The organism is Pseudomonas sp. (assembly GCF_035497915.1).
Taxonomy (GTDB): domain Bacteria; phylum Pseudomonadota; class Gammaproteobacteria; order Pseudomonadales; family Pseudomonadaceae; genus Serpens.
The window spans coordinates 55,884-78,415 of the sequence record NZ_DATJCS010000036.1; the positions used below are offsets into that span (position 1 = coordinate 55,884).

At 67.3% G+C, this 22,532-nt stretch carries 20 protein-coding genes; 5 read left to right on the top strand and 15 right to left on the bottom strand.

Annotated features, from left to right (window positions below; all coding sequences use genetic code 11):
• Positions 1-2: 2 nt before the first annotated feature.
• Entirely contained in the window at positions 3-1,595 is a 1,593-nt protein-coding gene (locus tag VL129_RS10520) for a GGDEF domain-containing protein (protein ID WP_325412769.1), read from the top strand.
• Positions 1,596-1,598: 3 nt separating this feature from the next.
• Here the strand turns inward: VL129_RS10520 and VL129_RS10525 are convergent, their stop codons facing one another.
• From VL129_RS10525 to VL129_RS10555, 7 genes are all read right to left on the bottom strand, one after another.
• Complete coding sequence (locus tag VL129_RS10525) at positions 1,599-2,096, bottom strand: acyl-CoA thioesterase (protein ID WP_325412770.1); 498 nt, start codon at positions 2,094-2,096, stop codon at positions 1,599-1,601.
• 101 nt (positions 2,097-2,197) lie between these two features.
• On the bottom strand, positions 2,198-3,601 hold the full coding sequence (locus VL129_RS10530) for a transaminase (protein ID WP_325412771.1): 1,404 nt from the start codon (positions 3,599-3,601) through the stop codon (positions 2,198-2,200).
• Positions 3,602-3,704: 103 nt separating this feature from the next.
• Positions 3,705-5,513 carry a Na/Pi cotransporter family protein gene (locus tag VL129_RS10535; RefSeq protein WP_325412906.1) on the bottom strand — a complete coding sequence of 603 codons (1,809 nt, stop codon included), beginning with the start codon at positions 5,511-5,513 and terminating at the stop codon, positions 3,705-3,707.
• Positions 5,514-5,692: 179 nt separating this feature from the next.
• Positions 5,693-6,016 carry a multidrug transporter gene (locus tag VL129_RS10540; protein WP_325412772.1) on the bottom strand — a complete coding sequence of 108 codons (324 nt, stop codon included), beginning with the start codon at positions 6,014-6,016 and terminating at the stop codon, positions 5,693-5,695.
• 71 nt (positions 6,017-6,087) lie between these two features.
• Positions 6,088-6,666 carry a lysophospholipid acyltransferase family protein gene (locus tag VL129_RS10545; protein WP_325412773.1) on the bottom strand — a complete coding sequence of 193 codons (579 nt, stop codon included), beginning with the start codon at positions 6,664-6,666 and terminating at the stop codon, positions 6,088-6,090.
• Between the two features lie 47 nt (positions 6,667-6,713).
• Complete coding sequence (mutM, locus tag VL129_RS10550) at positions 6,714-7,526, bottom strand: bifunctional DNA-formamidopyrimidine glycosylase/DNA-(apurinic or apyrimidinic site) lyase (RefSeq protein WP_325412774.1); 813 nt, start codon at positions 7,524-7,526, stop codon at positions 6,714-6,716.
• Between the two features lie 47 nt (positions 7,527-7,573).
• On the bottom strand, positions 7,574-8,452 hold the full coding sequence (locus tag VL129_RS10555; protein ID WP_325412775.1) for an HDOD domain-containing protein: 879 nt from the start codon (positions 8,450-8,452) through the stop codon (positions 7,574-7,576).
• A 156-nt stretch (positions 8,453-8,608) separates the two neighbouring features.
• On the opposite strand from VL129_RS10555, the gene VL129_RS10560 reads away from it, so the two are divergent.
• Positions 8,609-9,805, top strand: a complete 1,197-nt coding sequence (locus VL129_RS10560) for a class I SAM-dependent rRNA methyltransferase (RefSeq protein ID WP_325412776.1) — start codon at positions 8,609-8,611, stop codon at positions 9,803-9,805.
• A gap of 275 nt (positions 9,806-10,080) precedes the next feature.
• The gene (gene ilvD, locus VL129_RS10565) at positions 10,081-11,919 is read left to right on the top strand and encodes a dihydroxy-acid dehydratase (protein ID WP_325412777.1); all 1,839 of its coding nucleotides are present in this window, start codon (positions 10,081-10,083) and stop codon (positions 11,917-11,919) included.
• Between the two features lie 54 nt (positions 11,920-11,973).
• Here the strand turns inward: ilvD and VL129_RS10570 are convergent, their stop codons facing one another.
• The 6 genes from VL129_RS10570 to VL129_RS10595 all read right to left on the bottom strand — a co-directional run bounded on the left by VL129_RS10570 (position 11,974) and on the right by VL129_RS10595 (position 17,839).
• Positions 11,974-13,080 (bottom strand): NAD(P)/FAD-dependent oxidoreductase, encoded by a 1,107-nt coding sequence (locus tag VL129_RS10570; RefSeq protein ID WP_325412778.1) that lies wholly within the window; start codon positions 13,078-13,080, stop codon positions 11,974-11,976.
• Positions 13,081-13,198: 118 nt separating this feature from the next.
• The gene (locus VL129_RS10575) at positions 13,199-13,450 is read right to left on the bottom strand and encodes a YfhL family 4Fe-4S dicluster ferredoxin (protein ID WP_003286306.1); all 252 of its coding nucleotides are present in this window, start codon (positions 13,448-13,450) and stop codon (positions 13,199-13,201) included.
• A 71-nt stretch (positions 13,451-13,521) separates the two neighbouring features.
• Positions 13,522-14,007: a pantetheine-phosphate adenylyltransferase gene (gene coaD / locus VL129_RS10580; protein ID WP_325412779.1), complete on the bottom strand. Its 486-nt coding sequence runs from the start codon at positions 14,005-14,007 to the stop codon at positions 13,522-13,524.
• A gap of 230 nt (positions 14,008-14,237) precedes the next feature.
• On the bottom strand, positions 14,238-15,830 hold the full coding sequence (locus VL129_RS10585) for a GMC family oxidoreductase (protein WP_325412780.1): 1,593 nt from the start codon (positions 15,828-15,830) through the stop codon (positions 14,238-14,240).
• Between the two features lie 25 nt (positions 15,831-15,855).
• Positions 15,856-16,395, bottom strand: a complete 540-nt coding sequence (locus VL129_RS10590; protein ID WP_325412781.1) for a twin-arginine translocation pathway signal protein — start codon at positions 16,393-16,395, stop codon at positions 15,856-15,858.
• Positions 16,396-16,408: 13 nt separating this feature from the next.
• Entirely contained in the window at positions 16,409-17,839 is a 1,431-nt protein-coding gene (locus VL129_RS10595; protein ID WP_325412782.1) for a coniferyl aldehyde dehydrogenase, read from the bottom strand.
• Positions 17,840-18,048: 209 nt separating this feature from the next.
• Here VL129_RS10595 and VL129_RS10600 point away from each other — a divergent pair, with 209 nt between their 5' ends.
• Positions 18,049-18,690, top strand: coding sequence for a TetR/AcrR family transcriptional regulator (locus VL129_RS10600; protein ID WP_325412783.1), 642 nt, complete (start codon positions 18,049-18,051; stop codon positions 18,688-18,690).
• 7 nt (positions 18,691-18,697) lie between these two features.
• Here the strand turns inward: VL129_RS10600 and VL129_RS10605 are convergent, their stop codons facing one another.
• Entirely contained in the window at positions 18,698-19,732 is a 1,035-nt protein-coding gene (locus VL129_RS10605; RefSeq protein ID WP_325412784.1) for a hydrolase, read from the bottom strand.
• 187 nt (positions 19,733-19,919) lie between these two features.
• Between VL129_RS10605 and VL129_RS10610 the strand changes: the two genes are divergently transcribed.
• Positions 19,920-20,324: a ribonucleotide reductase subunit alpha gene (locus VL129_RS10610; protein ID WP_325412785.1), complete on the top strand. Its 405-nt coding sequence runs from the start codon at positions 19,920-19,922 to the stop codon at positions 20,322-20,324.
• Between the two features lie 13 nt (positions 20,325-20,337).
• On the opposite strand, the gene VL129_RS10615 is transcribed toward VL129_RS10610, so the two are convergent.
• Positions 20,338-22,530, bottom strand: a complete 2,193-nt coding sequence (locus tag VL129_RS10615; protein WP_325412786.1) for a lipase family protein — start codon at positions 22,528-22,530, stop codon at positions 20,338-20,340.
• Positions 22,531-22,532 lie beyond the last annotated feature (2 nt).

Consider the following 22,532-nt stretch of genomic DNA (forward strand, 5'->3'; position numbering starts at 1 on the left):
CCATGACGCGCCCGAACGACGCCCCGCCCTCCCACGAACAGCAGCAGCGCCTGCGCGAACAGGCGCTGCTCACCGAAGTCGATCTACTGCGCCGCACTCTGGTGCGCTGCAGCCTGGCCATTCGCGACCCCGCGCCAGCCATCGAGCTGTGCCTGCGCGACCTGCGTCAGGCGCTGCGCGGCAAGGAAACGCTGTCCGGCCTGCGCGCCCTGCTGCCGCGCCTGGAAAACGTGCTGGCGGAAAGCGAATACCTGCGCGCCAGTCGCATGAGCCGGGAACTGGTGGCGCTGTCCGCCCAGGTGGCGCGCCTCGAAGGACAGACGCTGCCGCCATCATTGCGCGAGGCCATCGGCGAGTTCGCCCGCAACCTGGCCGGGGTGCTGCCCCAGCAGGTCGAGCTGGTGGCGTTGCACAAGGCCTTCGCCGACCTGCAGTGGCAGGCACTCGACCATGTCATCGCGCAGCGCAATCCCACGGCGGGTCTGCTCAAGCGGCTGCTGGGCGGCCAGGAGGCCGCGCCGGTCGTTGCCGACGGCGCCAAGACGCTGATCGATGGTTTCTCCCAGGTGCTGCGCGCGCTGCTCAGCCAGTCGGCGCTGCCCATGAAGTACCAGATCCAGCTGCGTCGCCTGCTCGGCCGCCTGCATGGCGAGGTCGAGACGGACGCGCTGGTCGGCCTGGTCGACGGGTTGGGCGAGCTGGTGCTCGAGGCGGGCGAGGATCAGCTGCAACTGCTGGATTTCCTGGCCCGGCTCAACGAACGCCTGAGTCACGTGCAGACCGGCCTGGAGAGTTTGGGCGCCCAGCGGGCCGAAGGCTCCGCGCTGGCCGAGGACCTCGACCAGTCGCTGCGCCGCCAGGTGGGCGACATGCAGGCGGCGGTGAGCGGCGCGGTGGATCTGGAAAGCCTCAAGCAGAGCATTTCCTGTCGCCTGGAAGCGCTGCTGGACGGGCTGGAGGAGCAGCGCTCGCAGCGCGAGGTGCGCGACCAGGCGTTGGGCGCCTCCCTGCAGCAGCTGTCGACGCGCATCATGGAGCTGGAGCGGGAAGCGGAGGTCTGTCGCGACCAGCTCAACGAGCAGCGGCGCGAGGCGTTGCGCGATCCGCTCACCGGGTTGGCCAACCGCACGGCCTGGAACAGCGAGGTGCAGCAGGCGCTGGAACGGCGCCGCCAGCAGCCGGGCGAGCTGGCGCTGGCGGTGCTGGACGTGGATCACTTCAAGCAGGTCAACGACCGCTTCGGCCATCTGGCCGGCGACAAGGTGCTCAAGCTGATCGCGGACATCATCCGGCGGCGTATGCCGGCTGGCAGCTTCCTGGCCCGGTACGGTGGCGAGGAGTTCGTGCTGCTGCTGCCCGGCTACGATCTGCCGGGCGCCCGCCCGCTGATCGAGGAACTGCTGTCGAGCATCCAGTCCTGCCCCTTCCACTTCAAGGGCGAGCGGCTGCCGGTCACGCTGTCCGCCGGCCTGGCCTGCTTCGGCCCGGACGAGGAAGCGGCCGACGAGGTATTCCAGCGCGCCGACCTGGCCCTGTATCGGGCCAAGCAGCTCGGGCGCAACCGCCTGGTGGTGGACGGCCTGGCGGAAAGCTGAGGCTCAGAGCCCCGGCTGGTCTTCGCGCAGTGCCTTGTAGCGCTGTTCCAGCTCGGCGCGGATGCGCCGGCGCTGTTCGGCCTGGGCGAAGCGCCGGCGTTGTTCGCGGGTCTTGAGTTCCAGCGGCGGCACGGCGGTGGGCTTGCCACTGGCGTCGAGCGCCACCATGGTGAAGAAGCAGCTGTTGGTGTGGCGCACCGAGCGCTCGCGAATGTCCTCGGTGATGACCTTGATGCCGATCTCCATCGAGGTGCGGCCGGTGTAGTTCACCGAGGCCATGAAGGTCACCAGCTCGCCGACATGCACGGGCTGGCGGAACATCACCTGGTCCACCGACAGGGTGACCACGTAGCAGCCGGCGTAGCGGCTGGCGCAGGCGTAGGCGACTTCGTCCAGGTACTTGAGCAGCACGCCGCCGTGCACATTGCCCGAGAAATTGGCCTTGTCGGGAGTCATCAGCACCGACATCGAGAGTTCGGAGACTCCGGCGGGATAGTCCATCGTGGTACACCAGCTCTATTGCGGAAAACGGGCGGAACAATACCCGAGGTGCGGCACTCTGTCGCCTGTCAATCGCCTATCAGTCTCATAGGTCGCCGCGCTCAGCACCGCGCGCCGGGCAGCGCCAGCAGCTCGCCCAGGCCCTGATCGAGCGTGCTCAGCAGCTGCCGCACCTCCGGGGCTGCGCTGTCCGGACAGCAGAGCAACTGGTTGTGGCGCGCTGAGATCAGCACGCCGCGATTGCCCAGGTACAGCTGCAGCGCCTGCCGCAGGTTGTCCTGGCAGGCCGCTTCGGCCTCGCCGCCGGTACGCGGCGGGCGGGCGCTGAACTGGAAAGCGCAGCGTGCGCCCAGTGTGCTGACCGTCCAGTTCAGGCCGTGAGCGGCGAACAGCTCGCGCAGTCCGTCGGCCAGCTGGGCGGCCCCGCTGAGCATGCGGTCGTAGGCCGCCGCGCTCATGACCTCCTCCAGATTGGCGCGCAGGCAGCGCATGGCCAGGGCATTGGCCGCCAGGCTGGTGCCCATGCCGCTGTGCCCATGGCCGTGGAGTTCCAGGGCGGCCAGCGCTTCGCCGGCATGCTGCTCGGCCAGCTGCATGGCCTGGGCCATGGCGCGGGTGAAGCCGTACACGGCGCAGGACACGCCGCCGGCGATGGCCTTGCCGACGGTGAGGAAATCCGGCTCCAGCTGCCAGGCGCGGGTGCAGCCGCCCGGACCGGCAGACAGGCTGTGGGTTTCATCGAGGATCAGCAGGCTGCCGTGGCGGCGCGTCAGCTCGCGGGCCTGCTGCAGAAAGCCCGCTTCGGGCAGCACCAGGCCGCCGTGGGTCAGCGCCGGCTCGCAGAGCAGCGCGGCGATGTCGCCCTGGGCCAGGGCGGCCTCCAGCGCCGCCAGGTCGTTGAACGGCACCACGCGGGTGTGCTGGGTCAGGTTGCGCGCCTGGCCGATCAGCCCTGGTCGGTGCAGCGTGCGGCCTTCGCGGCCGCGCACCAGGGTTTCGTCGACGCTGCCGTGGTGGCAGCCATCGAACACCAGGATCACCTTGCGGCCGGTGATGGCTCGCGCCCAGCGCAGCACGAAACGGTTGGCATCGCTCGCCGAACCGGCCATCTGCCAGGTCGGCAGGCCGAAGCGTTCCGCCAGCAGCTCGGCGGCGCGCACCGCGTCCTCGCCCGGCAGCAGGGTGCACAGGCCGCGTGCGCCCTGCTCGGCCAGTGCGCGGGCCACCGGTGCCGGCGAATGGCCGAACAGGCTGGCACCATCGCCCAGGCAGAAGTCCAGGTATTCATGGCCATCGACGTCCCGCAGGCGGGCGTCGCAGGCCTCGGCGACGAACAGCGGTGCCGGCGCGGGCCAGGCGCTCCAGGGCATCGGTGCGCCGCCGTACAGGCTGTGACGGGCACGTTCGGCCAGGCGCAAGCTGGCGGGATGGCTATCGAGAAAACGCTGCCGCTCGCAGGCGGCGAAGCGTTCAATGGCGGAGTCGGCAATCCCACTGGCAGTCATATTGAACGCCTCGTGCGTTTTTCTGCACATGCTGGGAGCGCCACCAGGAGCTGTCAAGCGCTCGCGTGCGGCCGGACGTCCCAACGGACGCCCGGCCCGGCGATCAGGATAGCTGGATCAGCGGCTCCTGCTGCTGGCCGAACAGGGCACGCAGCTGGCGGGACAGTTCGTGTCCCTCGCTGATCATCAGCACGTTGCGCAGGCTCTGGATGATGCGGCTGGTGTAGCCCAGGTCGTTCATCAGCGAGCTGGTCTGCAGGCCGTCCAGCTCGCCGGTGCGGATACCGGCGAACAGGCGCTGGCGGAAGCGCGAGTCGAACGTGGCGGCGGTGTCGTCGAGCAGGCGCAGACGTGCGTTCCACTGCTCCTCGGGCAGGTTGGAGCGGTTCAGCTCCTGCACCTCGCGCAGCGCGTGCAGCAGGTGCCGGCGCAGCTCGACATAGGCGCGGCGCACCGCCGTGTCGCTGGCCTGGCTGAGGTGGCGACCCAGGTTTTTCTGCAGGTGCTTGGCGTCCTTGACCGCGTCGACCAGTTGCAGGGCGGCGACCTGGCCGGAGGTCCAGAAGGCCTGGTGGGGCTCGTCCAGGTTCAATTCCAGGCGGCCCATGAAGCTCAGCAGGTCGGCGTGCACGCCCTTGATGTGCCGCTGGTAGAGGCCGTCGGCATCCAGGCCGTGCAGGTCCGGGCGCGCGGCGATCAGCGCCTCGTCAGCCTGCGGGCCATACAGCTGGTCGACCGGCAGGTAGAGGGCGTGGCAGATCACTTCCAGGCTCAGCCGTTCGAGGTGCTGCAGTTCCTGGGCCACGGCGCTGGCGGCGGCGTCCGCCGAGTTCAGCGCGCCCTCCACCAGGTAGCGGGCGCGGGTGCGTTCCGGTTCCGCCTGCGCGGTGCTGGTCGACACCTCGGTGATCAGCACGCGCGGTTCGGGCAGCTCGGGCAGCAGGCGCGCCAGCAGCGCGGCGAACGGCTTCTGCCAGGGCCAGAACAGCAGTACGCCCAGCACGTTGAACAGCGTGTGGAACAGCGCCAGCTGAATCAGGCTGTTGTTGCCGAGGCCGAACAGACCGGTACTCCACAGCACCAGCCAGGTCAGCGGCACGAACAGTGCGAGGCTGACCACGGCGCTGCTGATGTTGAAGATGACGTGCGCCAGGGCCAGGCGCTGGCCGCTACGGTTGCCACCCAGCATGCCCATGGCGCCGGTGGTCACCGCGGTGCCGACGTTGGAGCCGATGGCGATGGCCAGGCTCTGCTCCAGGCCGACCTGGCCACCCGCCAGGGCCGCCAGGGTGAGCATCAGGGTGGCGTGGCTGGACTGCAGCACCACCGTGATGGCGATGCCGATGCCGGTGAACAGCAGCGTGCCCAGCAGCCCGCCACCGCTGTAGGCGGTCAGGTCCATGGCGTCGCCGAAGCTGGCGAAGCCGCCCTTGATCTGGTCGATGGCCAGGAAGATGAAGGCGATGCCCAGCAGGATCCGCCCGCCGCCCCTGCCGGCCGGGCCGGTGAAGCTGGCCAGCACGCCGAACACCAGCAGCGGCAGGGCCAGCGGCGACAGGCTGAGGTTCTGGCCAGCCATGGCCAGCAGCCAGATGCCGCTGGTGGCGCCCAGGTTGGCGCCGAAGATCACCGCGATGCCGCCGGCCAGCTGGATCAGCCCGGTACTCAGAAAGGCGATGGTCAGCAGCGACACCAGGGTGCTGGACTGCAGCAGGAAAGTGGCACCGGTGCCGAACAGCAGGGCGCGGAAGGGCGTGGAGGTGCTGCGCCCAAGCAGCTGTTCCAGCTTGCCGCCGGCCAGTTCCTGCAGCCCTTCCTCCAGGCACTGCATGCCGAACAGGAACAGGGCCAGGCCGGCACACAGCTGCAGCCAGCCAGAACTGGACCAGAACGACCAGCCAAGCGCTGCCATGCCCAGCAGGATCAGGGAAATTCTCGAGTACTGCTTCACGTCGCCATCCGCTCAAAGGAAACGCCCATACACGGGCGACGCACAGCCTAGCCGGGAAGCTGCATGGCGGGAAGGGGCGCGCCAGATCGGGCGCCTAGGCTTTGGGCTAAGTGCGTGCGGGGCGGGAAGCTGTCGGGGGCTCAGTCGCGCTGGTAACCGCTTTCCGTGCAGCCCAGGCAGCGCACGAAGGCGGCCTTGGCAGGCTCCACCACCAGCGCCTGGCCGGCCTCACCGACATTGCCGCCCAGCAGGGTGAACGGCAGGCTGACGATGAACACGCCGGTGCCGATGGCGGTGCCGGCAATCAGCAGCGGGCGGGCGATGAGCAGGTCGCCGATCATGGCGTAGGCCGGCGGCGCGTCGGCATTGTAGATGGGGTCGCCGCCGGGATTGGCCTGGGCCGGCAGGCTCAGCAGTCCGGTGGTCAGCGCCAGGGCGGCGGCCAGTGCGCGAAACGGGTTCATGGGGCGTTCCTTCGGCGAGTGAGGGGTGCCGCGACTATAGCTCGCTCACCCGCGCGCCAGCGTGACGCCCTTCAATCACCGTGGAATGCGTATTCCGGTTTTTTCGGTACATAGGGCCGGAAGAAGGCCAGCAGATTGCGCAGGTCGGCCCTTTCGTCGCCGCTCGGCCAGAACGGCGCGCCGATCACGATGCGCTTGTTCACATAGTCCAGTGCGCCGGGGACCACCGGCACGCCGGCGCCGCGGGCGATGTGGTAGAAGCCCATCTTCCAGCGCTCGACCCGCTTGCGGGTGCCTTCCGGGGACAGGATCAGGATGAACTGGGCGTGCTCGCGGAAACTCTGCACCGCCTGCTCGACCACGTTGGCCGTCTGGTCGCGACGGATCGGAATGCCGCCCCAGCGCTGCAGGATGCCGCGAAACGGCCAGCGGAAGATGCTGTGCTTGCCGAACCAGCGCGCATTGACGCGCAGCACGAACTTGGCGGCGATGAACACCACGAAGTCCCAGTTCGAGGTGTGGTGGGCGCCGATCATCACAAACTTGTCCAGTGGCGGGAGTTCACCCTCCACGCGCCAGCCCATCAGCTTCAGCACGCAGCGCCCCAGTGTTTCGGCGAACGGATTGGGCGGCAGGAAATTACCGGACATCCAACGACCTCGGTTCTTCTTGTCAGGCGGCCATCATAATCCGCGGCTCAGCGCTGGCAACGGCCGCAGTAGACGCTCGAGCGCTGGCCGAGACGCACCTCGCGCAACGTGCCGCCACAGACCTTGCAGAACTCCCCGGCGCGCCCGTAGACGAACAGTTCCTGCTGGAAATAGCCGGGCTTGCCATCGCCGCCGACAAAGTCGCGCAGCGTGGTGCCGCCGCAGTCGATGGCGATGGCCAGGATGCGCTTGATCTCTGCGGCCAGGCGCTCGTAGCGGGGCCGGGAAATCGTGCCGGCCGGCTTGCGCGGGTCGATGCCGGCGGCGAACAGCGCCTCGCTGGCGTAGATGTTGCCGACGCCGACCACCACCGCGTTGTCCATGATGAACGGCTTCACCGCCACACTCTTGCCGCGCGACAGCTCGAACAGCCGGGTGCCGTCGAAGGCCTCGGTGAGCGGCTCCGGGCCGAGCTTCTGCAGCAGCACATGCTGCAGCGGCTCAGCGCTCCACAGCAGGGCGCCGAAGCGGCGCGGATCGGTGTAGCGCAGCGCCAGGCCGGACTCCAGTTCGATGTCCACATGCTCGTGGCGGCCGGCGGGCAGCCCCTGCTCCACCAGGCGCAGGCTGCCCGACATGCCCAGGTGCACGATCAGCGTGCCGGCTTCGGCCTCGATCAGCAGGTACTTGGCGCGCCGGCCGACGCGCAGGATGCGCTGGCCGGACAGGCGCACGTCGAGATCCTCGGGAATCGGCCAGCGCAGGCGGCGCTCGCGCACCACCACGCGGCTGACGCGCTGGCCGACCAGGTGCGCCTCGATGCCACGACGGGTGGTTTCGACTTCAGGAAGTTCGGGCATGGCGATGCAATGAGAAAACGGGTCGGCAGTGTACCGATGCGCGCGGCTCAGTAGTAGGAGCCGCCGATGCCCGCCTCCTTCACCGCCTCGCGCAGGTTGTCGAAGTCGTATTCGCTCAGGCCGACGTAGTCGAGCACCAGCGCGCTCAGGCTGTTCCATTCATGGTCCACTTCCTGGCGACCCAGGATGTGGTAGCAGCCGCAGATGTGCTCGGCCATCTTGAGGACCGCCAGCAGGTTCTTCAGCTGGGTGTGCCGGCTGGAGTCGTCGGTGAAGATCGAACGGGCGTTGTGGTGGTTGGCGATCGCCTCGCAGACCCGCTCGGGCAGTCGCCAGGAGCGCGCGATGAAGTAGCCGACCACCGAATGGTTGGTGTTGAGCAGGCGGTTCTCGGTGTCCACCACGCGGTTGTCTTCCGAGGCGCGGTAATAGGCCTCTTCCTGCACCTCGAAGTAGTTCGGGAAGCGCTGCAGCATCAGCGGGATGCCGCAGTTGTGGAACAGCCCCAGGGCATAGGCCTCGTCCGCAGATTGGAAACCGATGCGCTTGGCCAGCATCAGGCAGGTCTGGGCGATGTCCTGCGCGCTGTCCCAGAAGCCATTCAGGGCAACGATCTCGTCGTCGTCCAGGGCGCCCTTGATGGCCTGGGCGTTGATCAGGTTGATGACCGTGTTGGTGCCCAGCAGGTTGATGGCGTGCTGGATCGAGCTGATGCGGTTGGACAGCCCGTAGATCGGCGAGTTGACCAGCTTGAGCAAGGCGCCGGACAGGCCGGGGTCCTGGCTGATCAGACGCGCGATGTTGTTGACGTCCGGGTAGGGCTGCATCTGCTCCATCTGCAGATCGACCATGATCTGCGGCTGGGGCGGCACGCTGATGCCCTGGAGGATGCTGCGGAGCTGATCCGCGGAGATTTCAGGCGACATGGGCGGCAATCCGAAGAGGCTGTTCTGGGCGCGAGTTTATCCTGCCCGGGGGTGATAGCGCGCTGATGTTATGTCGCGGTTTTTCCGCCGGCGGGTGGAAGCGCGGCCGCTACACGGCCCCTGTATAATGCCGGCCCCCTTTCCGGAGCCGCGCCCATGTCCCTGCCCAGCCTACGCCTCAAAGCCAATGCCGAACGCCGTCTGCGCGCCGGTCATCTGTGGGTCTACAGCAACGAGGTGGACGTGGCGGCCACGCCGCTCAACGGCTTCCAGCCCGGCGACCAGGCCATCCTGGAAATGGCCAACGGCAAGCCGCTGGGCATCGTCGGGGTCAGCCCGAACAACCTGATCTGCGCCCGCCTGCTGTCGCGCGACACCGGCCACACGCTGGACAAGTCCCTGCTGGTGCACCGCATCCAGGTGGCCCTGAGCCTGCGCGAGCGCCTGTTCGAACAGCCCTGCTACCGCCTGGTGTACGGCGACTCCGACTTCCTGCCCGGCCTGGTGGTGGACCGCTTCGGCGACCACCTGGTGGTGCAGCTGGCCAGCGCCACCATGGAGCGCAACAAGGAGGCGGTGATCGAGGCGCTGGTGCAGGTGCTCAAGCCGCGCGGCATCCTGTTCAAGAACGACTCCTCCGCGCGTGACGCCGAAGGCCTGGAGCGCTACGTGGATACCGCCTTCGGCGTGGTGCCCGAGTGGGTCGATCTGGAAGAGAACGGCGTGAAGTTCCAAGCCCCGGTGCTCGAAGGGCAGAAGACCGGCTGGTTCTATGATCACCGCATGAACCGCGCACGGCTGGCGCCCTATGTGAAGGGCAAGCGCGTGCTCGACCTGTTCAGCTACATCGGCGGCTGGGGCGTGCAGGCCGCTGCCTTCGGCGCCAGCGAGGTGTTCTGCGTGGACGCCTCGGCCTTTGCCCTGGACGGCGTGGAGCGCAACGCCGCGCTGAACGGCGTGGCGGAGAAGGTCACCTGCGTGGAAGGCGACGTGTTCGCCGCCCTGAAGGAACTCAAGGCCGCCGAGGAGCGCTTCGATGTGGTGGTCGCCGACCCGCCGGCGTTCATCAAGCGCAAGAAGGACCTGAAGAACGGCGAGGCCGCCTACCGCCGCCTCAACGAGATGGCCATGCGCATGCTCAACAAGGACGGCATCCTGGTCAGCGCCAGCTGTTCCATGCACCTGCCCGAGGACGACCTGCAGAACATCCTGCTGCAGAGCGCCCGCCACCTGGACCGCAACCTGCAGTTGCTCGAGCGTGGCGCGCAGGGCCCGGACCATCCGGTGCACCCGGCCATCCCGGAAACCCGCTACATCAAGAGTCTGACCTGCCGCATCCTGCCCAACGCCTGACGCCGTCCAGGCCACCGGCGTTCCGCCAGGAGCGCCGGCCCGCGGCCAGCCATCGCGTGGCTTTCGCCCGCGCCGCTCCTGGGCTTAGAATCGCCGCATCCTGTCCACCCCGTGAGCCCAACCGGCCCGGTCGGCGGAGACCCCGCCACCACTCGGCCCCGGCCCCCTCGGCAACTCGTCACCGTTGATTGCCCTCGGGCGCCTGGCGCGCGCTCACCTACGCAGAAACAGCGGACGTCCGTGCCGCGCCGATTAGCCTTCAGCAGGACCCCGTCATGCCCGATTACCGCTCGAAAACCTCCACCCACGGCCGCAACATGGCCGGCGCCCGCGCCCTGTGGCGCGCCACCGGGATGAAGGACGAAGACTTCAAGAAGCCGATCATCGCCATCGCCAACTCCTTCACCCAGTTCGTGCCCGGTCACGTGCACCTGAAGGACCTCGGCCAGCTGGTCGCCCGCGAGATCGAGAAGGCCGGCGGCGTGGCCAAGGAATTCAACACCATCGCCGTGGACGACGGCATCGCCATGGGCCACGACGGCATGCTGTATTCGCTGCCCAGCCGCGAAATCATCGCCGACTCCGTGGAGTACATGGTCAACGCCCACTGCGCCGACGCGCTGGTGTGCATCTCCAACTGCGACAAGATCACCCCCGGCATGCTGATGGCCGCCCTGCGCCTGAACATCCCGGTGGTGTTTGTCTCCGGCGGCCCGATGGAAGCCGGCAAGACCAAACTGTCCGCCCATGGTCTGGACCTGGTCGATGCCATGGTGGTCGCCGCCGACAGCTCCTGCTCCGACGAGAAGGTCGCCGAGTACGAGCGCAGCGCCTGCCCCACCTGCGGCAGCTGCTCGGGCATGTTCACCGCCAACTCGATGAACTGCCTGGCCGAAGCCCTGGGCCTGGCCCTGCCGGGCAATGGCTCCACCCTGGCCACCCACGCCGACCGCGAGCAGCTGTTCCTGCGCGCCGGGCGCCTGATCGTCGAGCTGTGCCAGCGCTTCTACGGCGAAGGCGACGATTCCGTGCTGCCGCGCTCGATCGCCAACTTCAAGGCCTTCGAGAACGCCATGACCCTGGACATCGCCATGGGCGGTTCCACCAACACCATCCTGCACCTGCTGGCCGCCGCCCAGGAAGCCGAGGTGGATTTCGACCTGCGCGACATCGATCGCCTGTCCCGCCGCGTGCCGCAGCTGTGCAAGGTGGCGCCGAACATCCAGAAGTACCACATGGAAGACGTGCACCGCGCCGGCGGCATCTTCTCCATCCTCGGCGAACTGGCCCGCGGCGGCCTGCTGCACACCGACGTGCCGACCGTGCACAGCAGGACCATGGCCGAGGGCATCGCCCAATGGGACATCACCCAGACCAATGATCCGGCCGTGCACGAGTTCTTCAAGGCCGGTCCGGCCGGCATCCCGACCCAGACCGCGTTCAGCCAGAACACCCGCTGGCCGAGCCTGGATCTGGACCGCGCCGAGGGCTGCATCCGCTCCGTGGCACACGCCTACTCCCAGGAAGGTGGTCTGGCCGTGCTGTACGGCAACATCGCCCTGGACGGCTGCGTGGTGAAGACCGCCGGCGTGGACGAATCCATCCTGGTGTTCGAGGGCACCGCGAAGATCTTCGAGAGCCAGGACAGCGCCGTGAAGGGCATCCTCAATGACGAAGTGAAGGCCGGCGACGTGGTGATCATCCGCTACGAAGGCCCGAAGGGCGGCCCGGGCATGCAGGAAATGCTCTATCCGACCTCCTATCTGAAGTCCAAGGGCCTGGGCAAGGACTGTGCCCTGCTCACCGACGGCCGCTTCTCCGGTGGCACTTCGGGCCTGTCCATCGGCCACGCCTCGCCGGAAGCGGCCGCGGGCGGCGCCATTGGCCTGGTGCGGGAGGGCGACAAGATCCATATCGACATCCACAACCGCACCATCGAGCTGCTGGTCAGTGACGAAGAGCTGTCCCATCGCCGGCACGAGCAGGACAAGAAGGGCTGGAAGCCCGCCCAACCGCGCGCCCGCAAGGTGAGCACGGCGCTGAAGGCCTATGCCCTGCTGGCGACCAGTGCGGACAAGGGCGCGGTGCGCAACAAGGCACTGCTGGACGGCTGATCCGCCGCTGAACGAAAAAGCCCGCCGAATGGCGGGCTTTTTCATGCGTGCCGATCAGGCGCCGCGCAGCAGCGCGGCGACCTGCGCGCCGATCGCCAGGCTCGCGGTCAGCCCGGGCGACTCGATGCCGAACAGGTTGACCAGCCCGTGGATACCATGCTGCGCCGGGCCGTCCATGCGGAAGTCCGCCGCCGCCTCGCCCGGCCCGCTGATCTTGGGGCGTATGCCGGCGTAGGCCGGCTGCAGCGCGCCCTCCGGCAAGCCCGGCCAGTAGCGGCGGATCGCCGAGTAGAAGCCGTCGGCGCGCTGCGGCTCGAGCGCATAATCCAGCCCCTCGACCCATTGCACGTCCGGGCCGAAGCGCGCCTGGCCGGCCAGGTCGAGGGTCAGGTGCACGCCCAGCCCGCCCGGTTCCGGTAGCGGGTAGATCAGATGGCGAAACGGCGCGCGTCCGGCGATGCTGAAATAGCTGCCCTTGGCGAAGTACTGCCGCGGCAGTCCTGCGCGCCCGAGGCCTTGGGTGCGGGCGGCCAGCGCCGGTGCGCCATGTCCGGCGCAGTTGACCAGGGTTCGCGCCAGCAGCTGCAGCGGATCGCTGCCGCCGACCCGCACGCACAGGCCCTCGCCCGTCGCCCGGATGCCCTCCACCGGCGCATTGAGCGCCAGCACCGCGCCGTGCCGCTCGGCATCACCCAGCAGCGCCAGCATCAACGCATGGCTGTCGATGATGCCGGTGCTTGGCGAAAGCAGCCCGGCCACGGCGAGCAGCTGCGGCTCCAGCGCCCGCACGGCGGGGCCGTCGAGGCGTTGCAGGTCGTCGACGCCATTGGCCCGCGCGTGCCGATGCAGCTGCTCCAGGGCGGCGAGCTGCGTGCCGTCGGTGGCGACGATCAGCTTGCCGCAGCGTCGATAGGCTACGCCGTGGCTGTCGCAGAAGTCGTACAGCGCCGCACGGCCGGCCACGCACAGCCGACCCTTGAGCGAACCCTGCGGATAGTAGATGCCGGCATGGATGACCTCGCTGTTGCGTGCGCTGGTGGCCGTGCCGATGGCCGCCTCGGCTTCCAGAATCAGTACCTCGCGCCCTTCCAGCGCCAGCGCACGCGCTACCGCCAGCCCGACCACGCCGGCGCCCACCACCACGCAATCCACGCGCTCCATGTCGTTATCCTCGGCTTGTCGCCGTCAAGCCTGCCTCAGCCGGGGCGGCGGACCAAGCGTCGAATCCTGCCGCATGAAAAAGCCCGCCAATTGGCGGGCTTTCGTGTCACGGGCGGGCTCAGGCCTTGCCGGTGATGATCAGGTACTTCTGCATCAGCTCGTCCTTGCTCTCGACGTTGTTCTCGTCGAGGGGGATGCAGTCGACCGGGCAGACCTGCTGGCACTGGGGTTCGTCGTAGTGGCCGACGCATTCGGTGCACAGGTTGGAGTCAATGACGTAGATCTCCTCGCCCTGGGAGATGGCGCCGTTGGGGCATTCGGGTTCGCAGACGTCGCAGTTGATGCAGTCGTCGGTGATCTTCAGGGACATGCTACTGCTCCCGCCACAGCCGTCGCCGTGGCCTTGGTGAATCGGTGGTGCGGATTATGCCGTATCGGCGCTTACTTCTCGGTGTTGAAGCGACGAGCCAGCGCCTCGGCCACCGCCGGGTGGACGAAATTGCTGATGTCGCCGCCCAGGCAGGCGATCTCGCGCACCAGGGTCGAGGAAATATAGGAATACTTCTCCGACGGGGTGAGGAACATGCTTTCCACGTCGGGCACCAGTTGGCGGTTCATGTTGGCCAGCTGGAACTCGTATTCGAAGTCGGACACCGCGCGCAGGCCGCGCAGCAGCACGTTGGCCTGCTGTTCGCGGACGAAGTGCGCCAGCAGGCTGGAGAAGCCCACCACCTGCACGTTCGGCAGGTGCTTGGTGACTTCCTTGGCCAGCGCCACCCGTTCCTCCAGGGAGAACAGCGGGTTCTTCTTCGGGCTGGCGGCGACCGCGACGATCACCTGTTCGAACAGCCGCGAGGCGCGCTCGATCAGATCGCCATGGCCTCGGGTAATGGGGTCGAAAGTGCCCGGGTAAAGCACACGGTTCATCGCGACGTCCTGCTGGGGTTGAGAAAGCGCGGATGGTAACGCAGGGGATTTGTCCCGCAAAGCGGCGAATGCGCCGCGCCGCCGCGAAGGCGGGTGAGAAAAAGGCGAGGCTTGTGGTGAGCCAAAGGAGGCTTCTGGCCTGGAGGGTTCGGTGTGTGCCGGCCTCCGCTGGCCGGGATAAACCCAGCCGGGCAGGTCCGGCCGGGCTGCAGTATCTCAGTGTTCCATTATCAGGCGCCCAGGCGCTCCACCAGCGCGGCGCTGAGCTTGGCGCTCAGGGCGTAGATGGACAACTGCGGGTTGGCGCCGATGCTGGTGGGGAACAGCGAGCCGTCGTGAATCGACAGGTTCTCCAACTGGTGATGCTGGCCCAGGCTGTCCACCACCGCCTGGCGCGGATCCTCGCCCATCGCGCAGCCGCCCATCACGTGGGCGCAACCCAGGCGGGTGCGGTATTTCTCCAGGCGCAGCCCATCGATCAGCGTGCGCGCCTCGGCCAGGGTGGTGACGTAGCCGGCATCGGCATGCAGTGGCAACACCGCCTTGGCGCCAGCGGCGAACTGAATCTCGGCCATGTGCTGGAAGGCGCGGCGCAGGCCGTCCCAGGTGTAATCGGTGATGCGGTAGTCGAGCACCGGGGTGTCGTCACCGCGCAGCTCCACCGTGCCTTCGGCACTGTCCGGGTGGAAACCGTCGCGCATCAGCGCCAGCATCATGTTGGTGTGCGGCAGCTGTTCCATGCGCAGGGCATTATCCACGCCGAAACGACCGAGCAGCGTGCTGGCCAGCGCCGGGTGCAGGGGCGGTACTTCCAGCTTGTAGGACATGCGGCCGCTGACGCCATCCGCCCACTGGAAGTGGTCCGAGTACACCGATTGCGGCGCGCCGTAGAAGGGGTTGATGACCTGCTCGAACTGCGCGGCGGAGAAATTCACCAGGTGCAGGAAGGTGCGTTTGCCGGTGCGGCCATGCGGGTCCGGGGCGCCGGAGCGCATGAGGATCCCGGGCGTGTTGATGCCTCCGCCGGCCAGCAGGTAATGACGGGCCTTGATCAGGATGCGCCGGCCGCTGGGCTCGACGCAGCGTGCGTCCATGCCCTGGCATTCCAGGCCGACCACCTGATCACCCTCGATCAGCAGGCGCTGGGCACGGGCCATATAGAGCAGTTCGCCGCCCTGCTCCAGGGTGGCCGGCAGGGTGGTGACCAGCATCGACTGCTTGGCGTTTACCGGGCAGCCCATGCCGCAGTAGCCGAGGTTCCAGCAGCCCTTCACGTTGCGCGGGATCACCGCCCAGTGGTAGCCGAGCTTCTCGCAGCCAGCGCGCAGCACATCGTTGTTGGCGTTCGGCGGCATCGCCCAGGGCTGCACGCCCAGGCGCTGTTCCATGCGCTCGAACCAGGGCGCCATTTCCGCCGCGCTCAGGCCGCGCACGCCATGCTCGCGGGCCCAGTGCTCCAGGGTCGGTTCGGGGGTGCGGAAGCTGGAGGTCCAGTTGATCAGCGTGGTGCCGCCCACCGCGCGGCCCTGCAGGATGGTCACCGCGCCGTCCTTGCTCATGCGGCCGATGCCTTCCTGGTAGAGCGCCGGATAGGCCTCGCTTTCCTGCATGCGGAAGTCGGTGCTGGTCTTCAGCGGGCCTTCCTCGACGATCAGCACCTTCAAACCGGCGGCGCTGAGGATTTCCGCGCTGGTGCCGCCGCCGGCCCCGCTGCCGACGATGACGACATCGGTTTCCAGGATCAGGTCGTTTTCCAGACGCGAGCCGTCATGGGTTTTCCAGCCGCGGGCGATGCCTTCGGCAAACAGGTCGGGTACGGGCATGGCAAGGCGCTCTCTATCTTTCTTCTTATACGGTCGGCGGACCGGGGTAGCCGCAGTGCGCCCAGGATTCCGGCTGCGCGTACCAGGCCATCATCACCAGTTGCAGCAGCGAGGCATGGCCCATGCGCAGCAGGGCCAGCGCGCTGTTTTCCCAGCGGGCGAGGAAATGGCGCACGGCCTCGGGACTGGCGCTTTCCCAGCCGCTCCAGATGCCGGTCAGCGGCCCGCGGGTGACCGGCAGGGCCAGCACATCGAGCATCTGCCGGGTGAGCTTGAGCATTTCCGGTGACAGGTGGGCGAGCTGGTGATCCAGTCCCTGAATGGTGTTTCGGGCGGCATCGGACAGGCGTGTCGGCTCGACGGCGCCCTCCAGCATCACCGGCACCAGCGCGGCGAGAATCGGCAGATCGGCCGGGCGCAGCGCCAGATGGCCTTCGGCCGGCGCACTGGCGAACCGGTCGACCAGCGCGACGGTGACGCCGGCGGTGGCCAGCACGGCGCCACCGAGCAGGCCGATCTTGAGCAGGCTGCGGCGGCCGAGAACGGGTGCGGTCAGGGTGGTCATGAGGGGCCCCGAATCAGCGGATGAACAGCCGGTAGACCAGCTTCTGCAGCAGCTTGCCGTAGGGCGGGTAGATCAGCCGGGCGGCGTTGAAGCGCTGCTTGCTGAACACCGTGCGCGCGGTGCTGAAGGTCTTGAAGCCCTCATGGCCATGGTAGTGACCCATGCCGGAGGCGCCGACGCCGCCGAACGGCGCGTCGTCCTGCGCCACGTGCAGCAGGGTGTCGTTCAGGCACACGCCGCCGGAGCGGGTGTTTTCCAGTACCTCTTCCTGCGCGGCGCGGTCGTAGCCGAAGTAATACAGGGCCAGCGGGCGTGGGCGCTGGTTGATGTAGTCCAACGCCTCGCTCAGCTCGCGGTAGGTCAGCACCGGCAGCAGCGGGCCGAAGATTTCCTCCTGCATCACCTTCATGTCGTCGCGGGTATCGAGCAGCAGGCTGTGGGCCAGGCGGCGACCCTGACTTTCCGGAAACAGCGGCACCACGCGCGCGCCCTGGGCTTCGGCGTCGCGCAGGTAGCCTTCCAGGCGCTGCTGCTGGCGGCCGTTGATGATCGCGGTGTAGTCGGGGTTGTCCCTGAGGGCGGGAAAGAAACGCTGCACGGCAATGCGGTACTGCTCGACGAATTCGTCGCGCCGACCCTCGGGCACCAGTACATAGTCGGGCGCGATGCAGGTCTGCCCGGCATTCAGGGTCTTGCCCCAGGCGATGCGCTCGGCGGCGTGCTGCATCGGCACCTCGGCGGAGATGAGCGCCGGCGATTTGCCGCCCAGCTCCAGGGTCACCGGGGTGAGGTGCTCGGCGGCGGCGCGCATCACGTGCTTGCCAACACTGGTGGCGCCGGTGAACAGCAGATGGTCGAACGGCAGTTTAGAGAAGGCCACGCCGACGTCCACCTCGCCGGTGACCACGGCGACCAGATCCTCGGGGAAGACGCGCGCCAGCAGCTCCTTGAGCAGCTGCGAGAAGACCGGGGTGGACTCGCTCATCTTGATCATCACCCGGTTGCCGGCGGCCAGCGCGCCCACCAGCGGGCCGATGGCGAGGAAAAGCGGATAGTTCCACGGCACGATGACGCCAACCACGCCCAGCGGCTGGTAGAGCACGCGGGTGGCGGCCGGCTGGAACGGCAGGCCGACCGCGCGCTTTGACGGCTTCATCCAGTGCTTGAGGTGCTTGCTGGCGTAATGGATGCCCAGCACGCTGGGCATGATCTCGGCCATGCGGGTTTCGTCGGCGCTGCGGTTGCCGAAGTCCTGGCTGATGGCGGCGATGATCGCCTCCTGCTCGTCGACCAGCAGGCGGCGCAGGGCCTTGAGCCAGGCGCGGCGCTGTTCGGCGCGGGGATTGGGATCGGCGAAGAAGGCACTGCGCTGGCGTGCCAGCAGCGCTTCCAGGGAGGCTTGGATCGAGGTGGCGTCCTGGGCAAAGGCCAGATCGGCAAGCATGGCACGTCTCCTTGTTATGGCGCGCCCGCAAGCGCGCGTGTGTATGCCTGGTTTAGAGTAAATGCTCTAGGCTGTCAATCCAGCATGCCAAGCCCTGTGACGGATCACAGCCCAACGAAAAGCTGGCCCGTCGGCGTTCGGCCCTTGTTCGCAGCCCGGCCGGTTCGGAGGGTGTAACGTAACCCGCCTGATTGATCACCGAGTTCCCCATGTCCCAGCCCCTCAGCACCCGCGAGCGCATCCTCCAGGCCAGCCTGGAGCTGTTCAACACCCAGGGCGAGCGCAGCGTTACCACCAACCACATCGCGGCGCACCTGGGTATCTCACCCGGTAACCTCTACTACCACTTCCGCAACAAGCAGGCGATCGTCGCCGAGCTGTTCACCGCCTACGAGCAGTGGGTCGGTTCCTTCCTGCACCTGCCCGCCGGACGCGCGTTGACCCTGGAAGACAAGGCCGCCTATCTGCAATCGCTGCTCGACGCCGTGTGGCGCTATCGGTTCCTGCATCGGGATCTGGAGCATCTGCTGGACAACGATGTGCAACTGGCCGAGCGCTATCGGGTGTTCGCCGCGCAGACGCTGGAGCATGCCCGGCATATCTATCAGGGCTTCGTGGACGCCGGCGTGCTGTGCATGACGCCCCGCCAGGTGGAGGCGCTGACCCTCAACGCCTGGATCCTGGCCACCTCGTGGGTGCGTTACCTGTGCACCACCTCGCCGGCCGCCAGTCTTGACGAGGCCCGGCTGCACAAGGGGCTCTACCAGTTGCTGGCGCTGGAGGAAGGCTTTCTGAGCGACGGTTTCCGCGAGGACGTGCAGGCCTACATGGAGAAGCTGGCCGCCGTCTGAGACGGGCTCAGGCCGGCCGCTCGCTGACGGCGGGCGCGCGCCCGGGTATCCGCAGGCCGCCATGCACCTCGCCCAGCCAGGCGGGAATGCGCCGCTCCAGATAATAGGCAGGTCGCCGGGGCGAGCCTTCGATGAAGCCGACATGGCCGCCTCCGCGATGCAGCTCGAGGCGAGTGCCGAGCGCCAGTTCGCCCGGCTCGGGCAGGCTGTGGCGGAACACGAAGGGATCGTCCTCGGCCTGGATCAGCAGGGTCGGCACGCGAATGCCGCCCAGGTAGTAGCGGCTGGACGCGCGCCGGTAGTAGTCGGCGGCGTCGGCGAAACCGTGCAGCGGCGCGGTCACCCGCCCGTCGAAATCCCAGAAGGTGCGTAGCTGAGTCAGCGGCCCGAGCGCCTGCAGACGCTGCAAGTGGTCCTCCAGCCCCTGCTCGCGGAAATGCTGCTGCTTGGTCTGCACATAGGCGCGCATGGCTTGCATGAAGTGGCGCTGATACACCCGAGAGAAGCCCAGGGCGATGCGGTCGGCGCACTGGTCCAGGCGGAACGGCACGGACACCGCCACGGCGCCCTGCAGCGGGCAGTCCGCACCGCTTTCCCCCAGGTACTTGAGCAGCACGTTGCCGCCCAGCGAGTAGCCGGCGGCATACAGCGGCGCCAGCGGACGCCGGGCACGCAGGTGGGCGATTACCTCGGCCAGATCATCGCTGGCGCCGGAGTGATAGGCGCGCGGCAAGCGGTTCGGCTCGCCCGAGCAGCCGCGCCAGTTCAACGCCACGCTGCCCCAGCCCCGCTCGGCGAGGCGCTGCTGCAGGCCGAGCACATACAGCGATGACGAGGAGCCGGTCAGCCCGTGCAGCACCAGCACCAGCGGCGCTTCGCTGTCCTGCGGACCATGCCAGTCGAGGTCGAGAAAGTCGCCATCGGCCAGCCACAGCCGCTCGCGCTGGCGCACCAGTTGAGGTGGCGTGCGGAAGAATGGCGACCAGAGGGTCTGCAGGTGCGGACCGGGCAGCCAGCGGGCGGGGCGGAACGGGGGCATCATCAGTCTTGAATCGTCCGGTGTCGGAGTTTCAGCGTAGAAGCGCAGCGGGAATCGGGGAAGCTCGGTTGTCGGCGCGCATTGTAATGGGCGGCCCGCGCAGCGGGAGTGCCTATGTCTTTGGAGAGATGGGGGCGATCAGGGCGGGGTGCTAGAGTCCCGATGCCCGCTCCCGAGGAAAATTGCCATCATGAATATCGTCGAATTTGCCGACCTGCTGCGCGCCGCCGAGCAGCAGGCACAGCCGCAGCGTCTGCTGATGGTGTTCGTCAGCGCCGAGCTGCCGGCCGACGCCACCGCCGAGGAACGCCGCCGTTTCGAGTCTGGCGAAGGCGGCAACCTGCGTCCGGTGCTGTGTGTGGACAAATTGCCCAGCGAGCTGAGCGACTTCCCCGCGCTGCGCGACGAGGCCGCGCGCACCGGCATCAACTGGGACCTGGTCTTCGTCGCCGGCCTGTCCGGGCGCGGTGGCGTCGCACCCTCCAGCGAGGCGGCGGAACAACCGCTTAAGCAGATGGTGGCGGCCATCGAGAGCGGCAGCATCGGCCAGTTCCTGGGCTTTGACCGGGATGGGCAGGTGGTGGCGTTCTATTGAATGTGCTCTCCGGTCATGCGGTAGTCAGCGGCCGGGCAGCGGTCCTCGTATAGGCGATGCGCTCGGCTTTCTGAATCTCCGCCTTCATGCGCCATTCATCAAGCAGGGCGGCCAGGTCCTCGCGGTCGGCGAATTCACCGAAGACCTGATGCGCGCTGATCGGACGCTGCGCCTGGGCCAGCTGGCGCCGCAGTTCGAGCAGACGCGTGCGCTGCCCGATGCTGACGGTGCGGATCACTGCTTCGCCTCGCTCGTACATCGCTCGCAGCTCGATGGGCGATTTGTTGTAGAAGCGCGGCTCGAAGCGAACGCGAGTGGCCGCACGGAACTGCTGGTAGGTGGCCGGTCTCCAGCCAGCCATTTTCTGCTCCAGCTGCGCGACTTCCTCGCCATATCTCGCGGCCTCTTCCTCGGTGAACAGACTGCCTTGCCGGGCCAGGCTGGCATTCCAGCGCAGCAGGTTGGTCAGCGCCGCCCGGCTGTAAGCGGTGCTGATGAAGTGTTGCTTGGCCTTGAAAAGTTGTGAGAGGAACGCCGCGCGCCTGGGCATGTCGCCCTTGAGGGCAATTTCGTTGACGTACCGGGCGCAGCTTTGTTCGCTGAGCGCCTCGCAGCCGGGCTGCCAGAGCAGCGATGCGCCTTCCTGGCGCGGCAGGAAGTGCCATTGCTCGCCGTGGTGCTCGAACGGGTCGTCCCGCAGATTCACCAACCCCGCGACAAGCAATGGAATAGCGGCGATAGACCCGCTGGTGAGCAGCACTATCGTGGCGGGCAGTGCCAGTTTCCATTCCGCATCCATCCAGGCCGAGGGAACGGAGGGAATGGGGTCGTTATGGTTGACCAGGCGGTGGTGAGTCAGGTCCCGGGCGCCTTGCACAAAGGCCCGGTCGCCGGCTCTAGGCGCGCCGAAGGTATATAACTGGGTGGTCGGCGACCAGTGGTGCCGCAGCCATTCGCCCAGCAGCAGCGCGATGGCACCACCCAGGCTATGGCCACAGACGATGATGCTCATCTCGGGGCGATGAAACGCCCTCAAGTAGCGGTCTACAAACTCTTTGGCGGCCAGGAAGGCATCGTGGAAGCCGCGGTGGGCTTGCGCTTCGTGGGTGTCCTGCTCGTTGTAGCCCTTGTATGGAACCTGTCGGGCATCAAAATCCTGGAACACATCGCTGAACGGAAACTTGAACTCGGTGCCGCGCAGGGAAATCAGCACCAGCTTGTCGTTATGGGTTATGAATCCCTGGGTATGAGTCTCCTCGTGAAACAGGAAGTGCACATCCTCGGGGTTGCGCCAGCCACGGGCGGCTTCGGCCCGGTAGCGCGCGGGGTCGTAGGGCATGACTTCCAGACGTTTGGAATAGGGCACTTCCTCATACAGCAGATGATGGTGCTCGGCAGGTTGCCCGGGTTTGCGCGGCTCGAATTGGGTCGGCTTGATGCCGCACGCCAGGCGTTCGCGCAGCACATGTCCGATGCTGCCGTGTAAGTCATAGGGTGGCGGCAGGGATTGGTAGTCCTCGCCGAATGGCTTCTCCTGGCTGAAAGGGGCATAGGCACAGGCGCTCAGTACCGCCAGTTGATAGGCGTTCAGAGCGCAGAAGCTGGTGTCTCGGGACAGCAGCGGACTGTAGGCGCGCAAGGCCTTCACTTCCAGCACGTGGTGCCGGTTAGGTCCAAGATCAATGCCCGGTGGTTGTTGGGCTGAGCCCGCGTTGTGTTTCAGCTTCGCTGGCTTGGGGCTCCACTCGGAGTCCGGGTCCGGCAGATGTGCGCGCGCTTCGACAAAATCGCTCACCTCCACGCGCAGGAACTTGGCGCCTTCGGCGGCGGCGCGTTCCTCGGCCAGATAGGTCTGTCCACCGGAGTTGCGCGGGCCGAAGGGGGATTGTTCGGCGGCGATTTGGAGGGCGGTGAGGGGTATTTTGAAATCTGGCCTGATAACCAGATCTTCGTACCATGACCCGGATGCTCCACTGCTTGAAGTCGCGAGGCCCAGTACCAAGACACCGCAGAACAGATTGTCCACCCGGGCGAAGCCATCGTTATCGAGCGTGCCCGTGTAAATCTGCCCTTCTCGGTCGTGTAATTGGTAGGAAAGGCCTGCATATGGCGCCCCTTGGGCATGTTCGTTCACCAAGCGGAAACTGACCCAGTTATTGCATAGCGGGCAATCCAAGGCCTCGATCTGGTTGGCTGGTGTAGGCATCC

Excerpts from the sequence above, each read along its gene's own strand:
- VL129_RS10520 (WP_325412769.1), top strand. The coding sequence starts at position 3 with ATGACGCGCCCGAACGACGCCCCGCCCTCCCACGAACAGCAGCAGCGC.
- VL129_RS10525 (WP_325412770.1), bottom strand. The coding sequence starts at position 2,096 with ATGGACTATCCCGCCGGAGTCTCCGAACTCTCGATGTCGGTGCTGATG.
- VL129_RS10530 (WP_325412771.1), bottom strand. The coding sequence starts at position 3,601 with ATGACTGCCAGTGGGATTGCCGACTCCGCCATTGAACGCTTCGCCGCC.
- VL129_RS10535 (WP_325412906.1), bottom strand. The coding sequence starts at position 5,513 with ATGGCAGCGCTTGGCTGGTCGTTCTGGTCCAGTTCTGGCTGGCTGCAG.
- VL129_RS10540 (WP_325412772.1), bottom strand. The coding sequence starts at position 6,016 with ATGAACCCGTTTCGCGCACTGGCCGCCGCCCTGGCGCTGACCACCGGA.
- VL129_RS10545 (WP_325412773.1), bottom strand. The coding sequence starts at position 6,666 with ATGTCCGGTAATTTCCTGCCGCCCAATCCGTTCGCCGAAACACTGGGG.
- mutM (WP_325412774.1), bottom strand. The coding sequence starts at position 7,526 with ATGCCCGAACTTCCTGAAGTCGAAACCACCCGTCGTGGCATCGAGGCG.
- VL129_RS10555 (WP_325412775.1), bottom strand. The coding sequence starts at position 8,452 with ATGTCGCCTGAAATCTCCGCGGATCAGCTCCGCAGCATCCTCCAGGGC.
- VL129_RS10560 (WP_325412776.1), top strand. The coding sequence starts at position 8,609 with ATGTCCCTGCCCAGCCTACGCCTCAAAGCCAATGCCGAACGCCGTCTG.
- ilvD (WP_325412777.1), top strand. The coding sequence starts at position 10,081 with ATGCCCGATTACCGCTCGAAAACCTCCACCCACGGCCGCAACATGGCC.
- VL129_RS10570 (WP_325412778.1), bottom strand. The coding sequence starts at position 13,080 with ATGGAGCGCGTGGATTGCGTGGTGGTGGGCGCCGGCGTGGTCGGGCTG.
- VL129_RS10575 (WP_003286306.1), bottom strand. The coding sequence starts at position 13,450 with ATGTCCCTGAAGATCACCGACGACTGCATCAACTGCGACGTCTGCGAA.
- coaD (WP_325412779.1), bottom strand. The coding sequence starts at position 14,007 with ATGAACCGTGTGCTTTACCCGGGCACTTTCGACCCCATTACCCGAGGC.
- VL129_RS10585 (WP_325412780.1), bottom strand. The coding sequence starts at position 15,830 with ATGCCCGTACCCGACCTGTTTGCCGAAGGCATCGCCCGCGGCTGGAAA.
- VL129_RS10590 (WP_325412781.1), bottom strand. The coding sequence starts at position 16,395 with ATGACCACCCTGACCGCACCCGTTCTCGGCCGCCGCAGCCTGCTCAAG.
- VL129_RS10595 (WP_325412782.1), bottom strand. The coding sequence starts at position 17,839 with ATGCTTGCCGATCTGGCCTTTGCCCAGGACGCCACCTCGATCCAAGCC.
- VL129_RS10600 (WP_325412783.1), top strand. The coding sequence starts at position 18,049 with ATGTCCCAGCCCCTCAGCACCCGCGAGCGCATCCTCCAGGCCAGCCTG.
- VL129_RS10605 (WP_325412784.1), bottom strand. The coding sequence starts at position 19,732 with ATGATGCCCCCGTTCCGCCCCGCCCGCTGGCTGCCCGGTCCGCACCTG.
- VL129_RS10610 (WP_325412785.1), top strand. The coding sequence starts at position 19,920 with ATGAATATCGTCGAATTTGCCGACCTGCTGCGCGCCGCCGAGCAGCAG.
- VL129_RS10615 (WP_325412786.1), bottom strand. The coding sequence starts at position 22,530 with ATGCCTACACCAGCCAACCAGATCGAGGCCTTGGATTGCCCGCTATGC.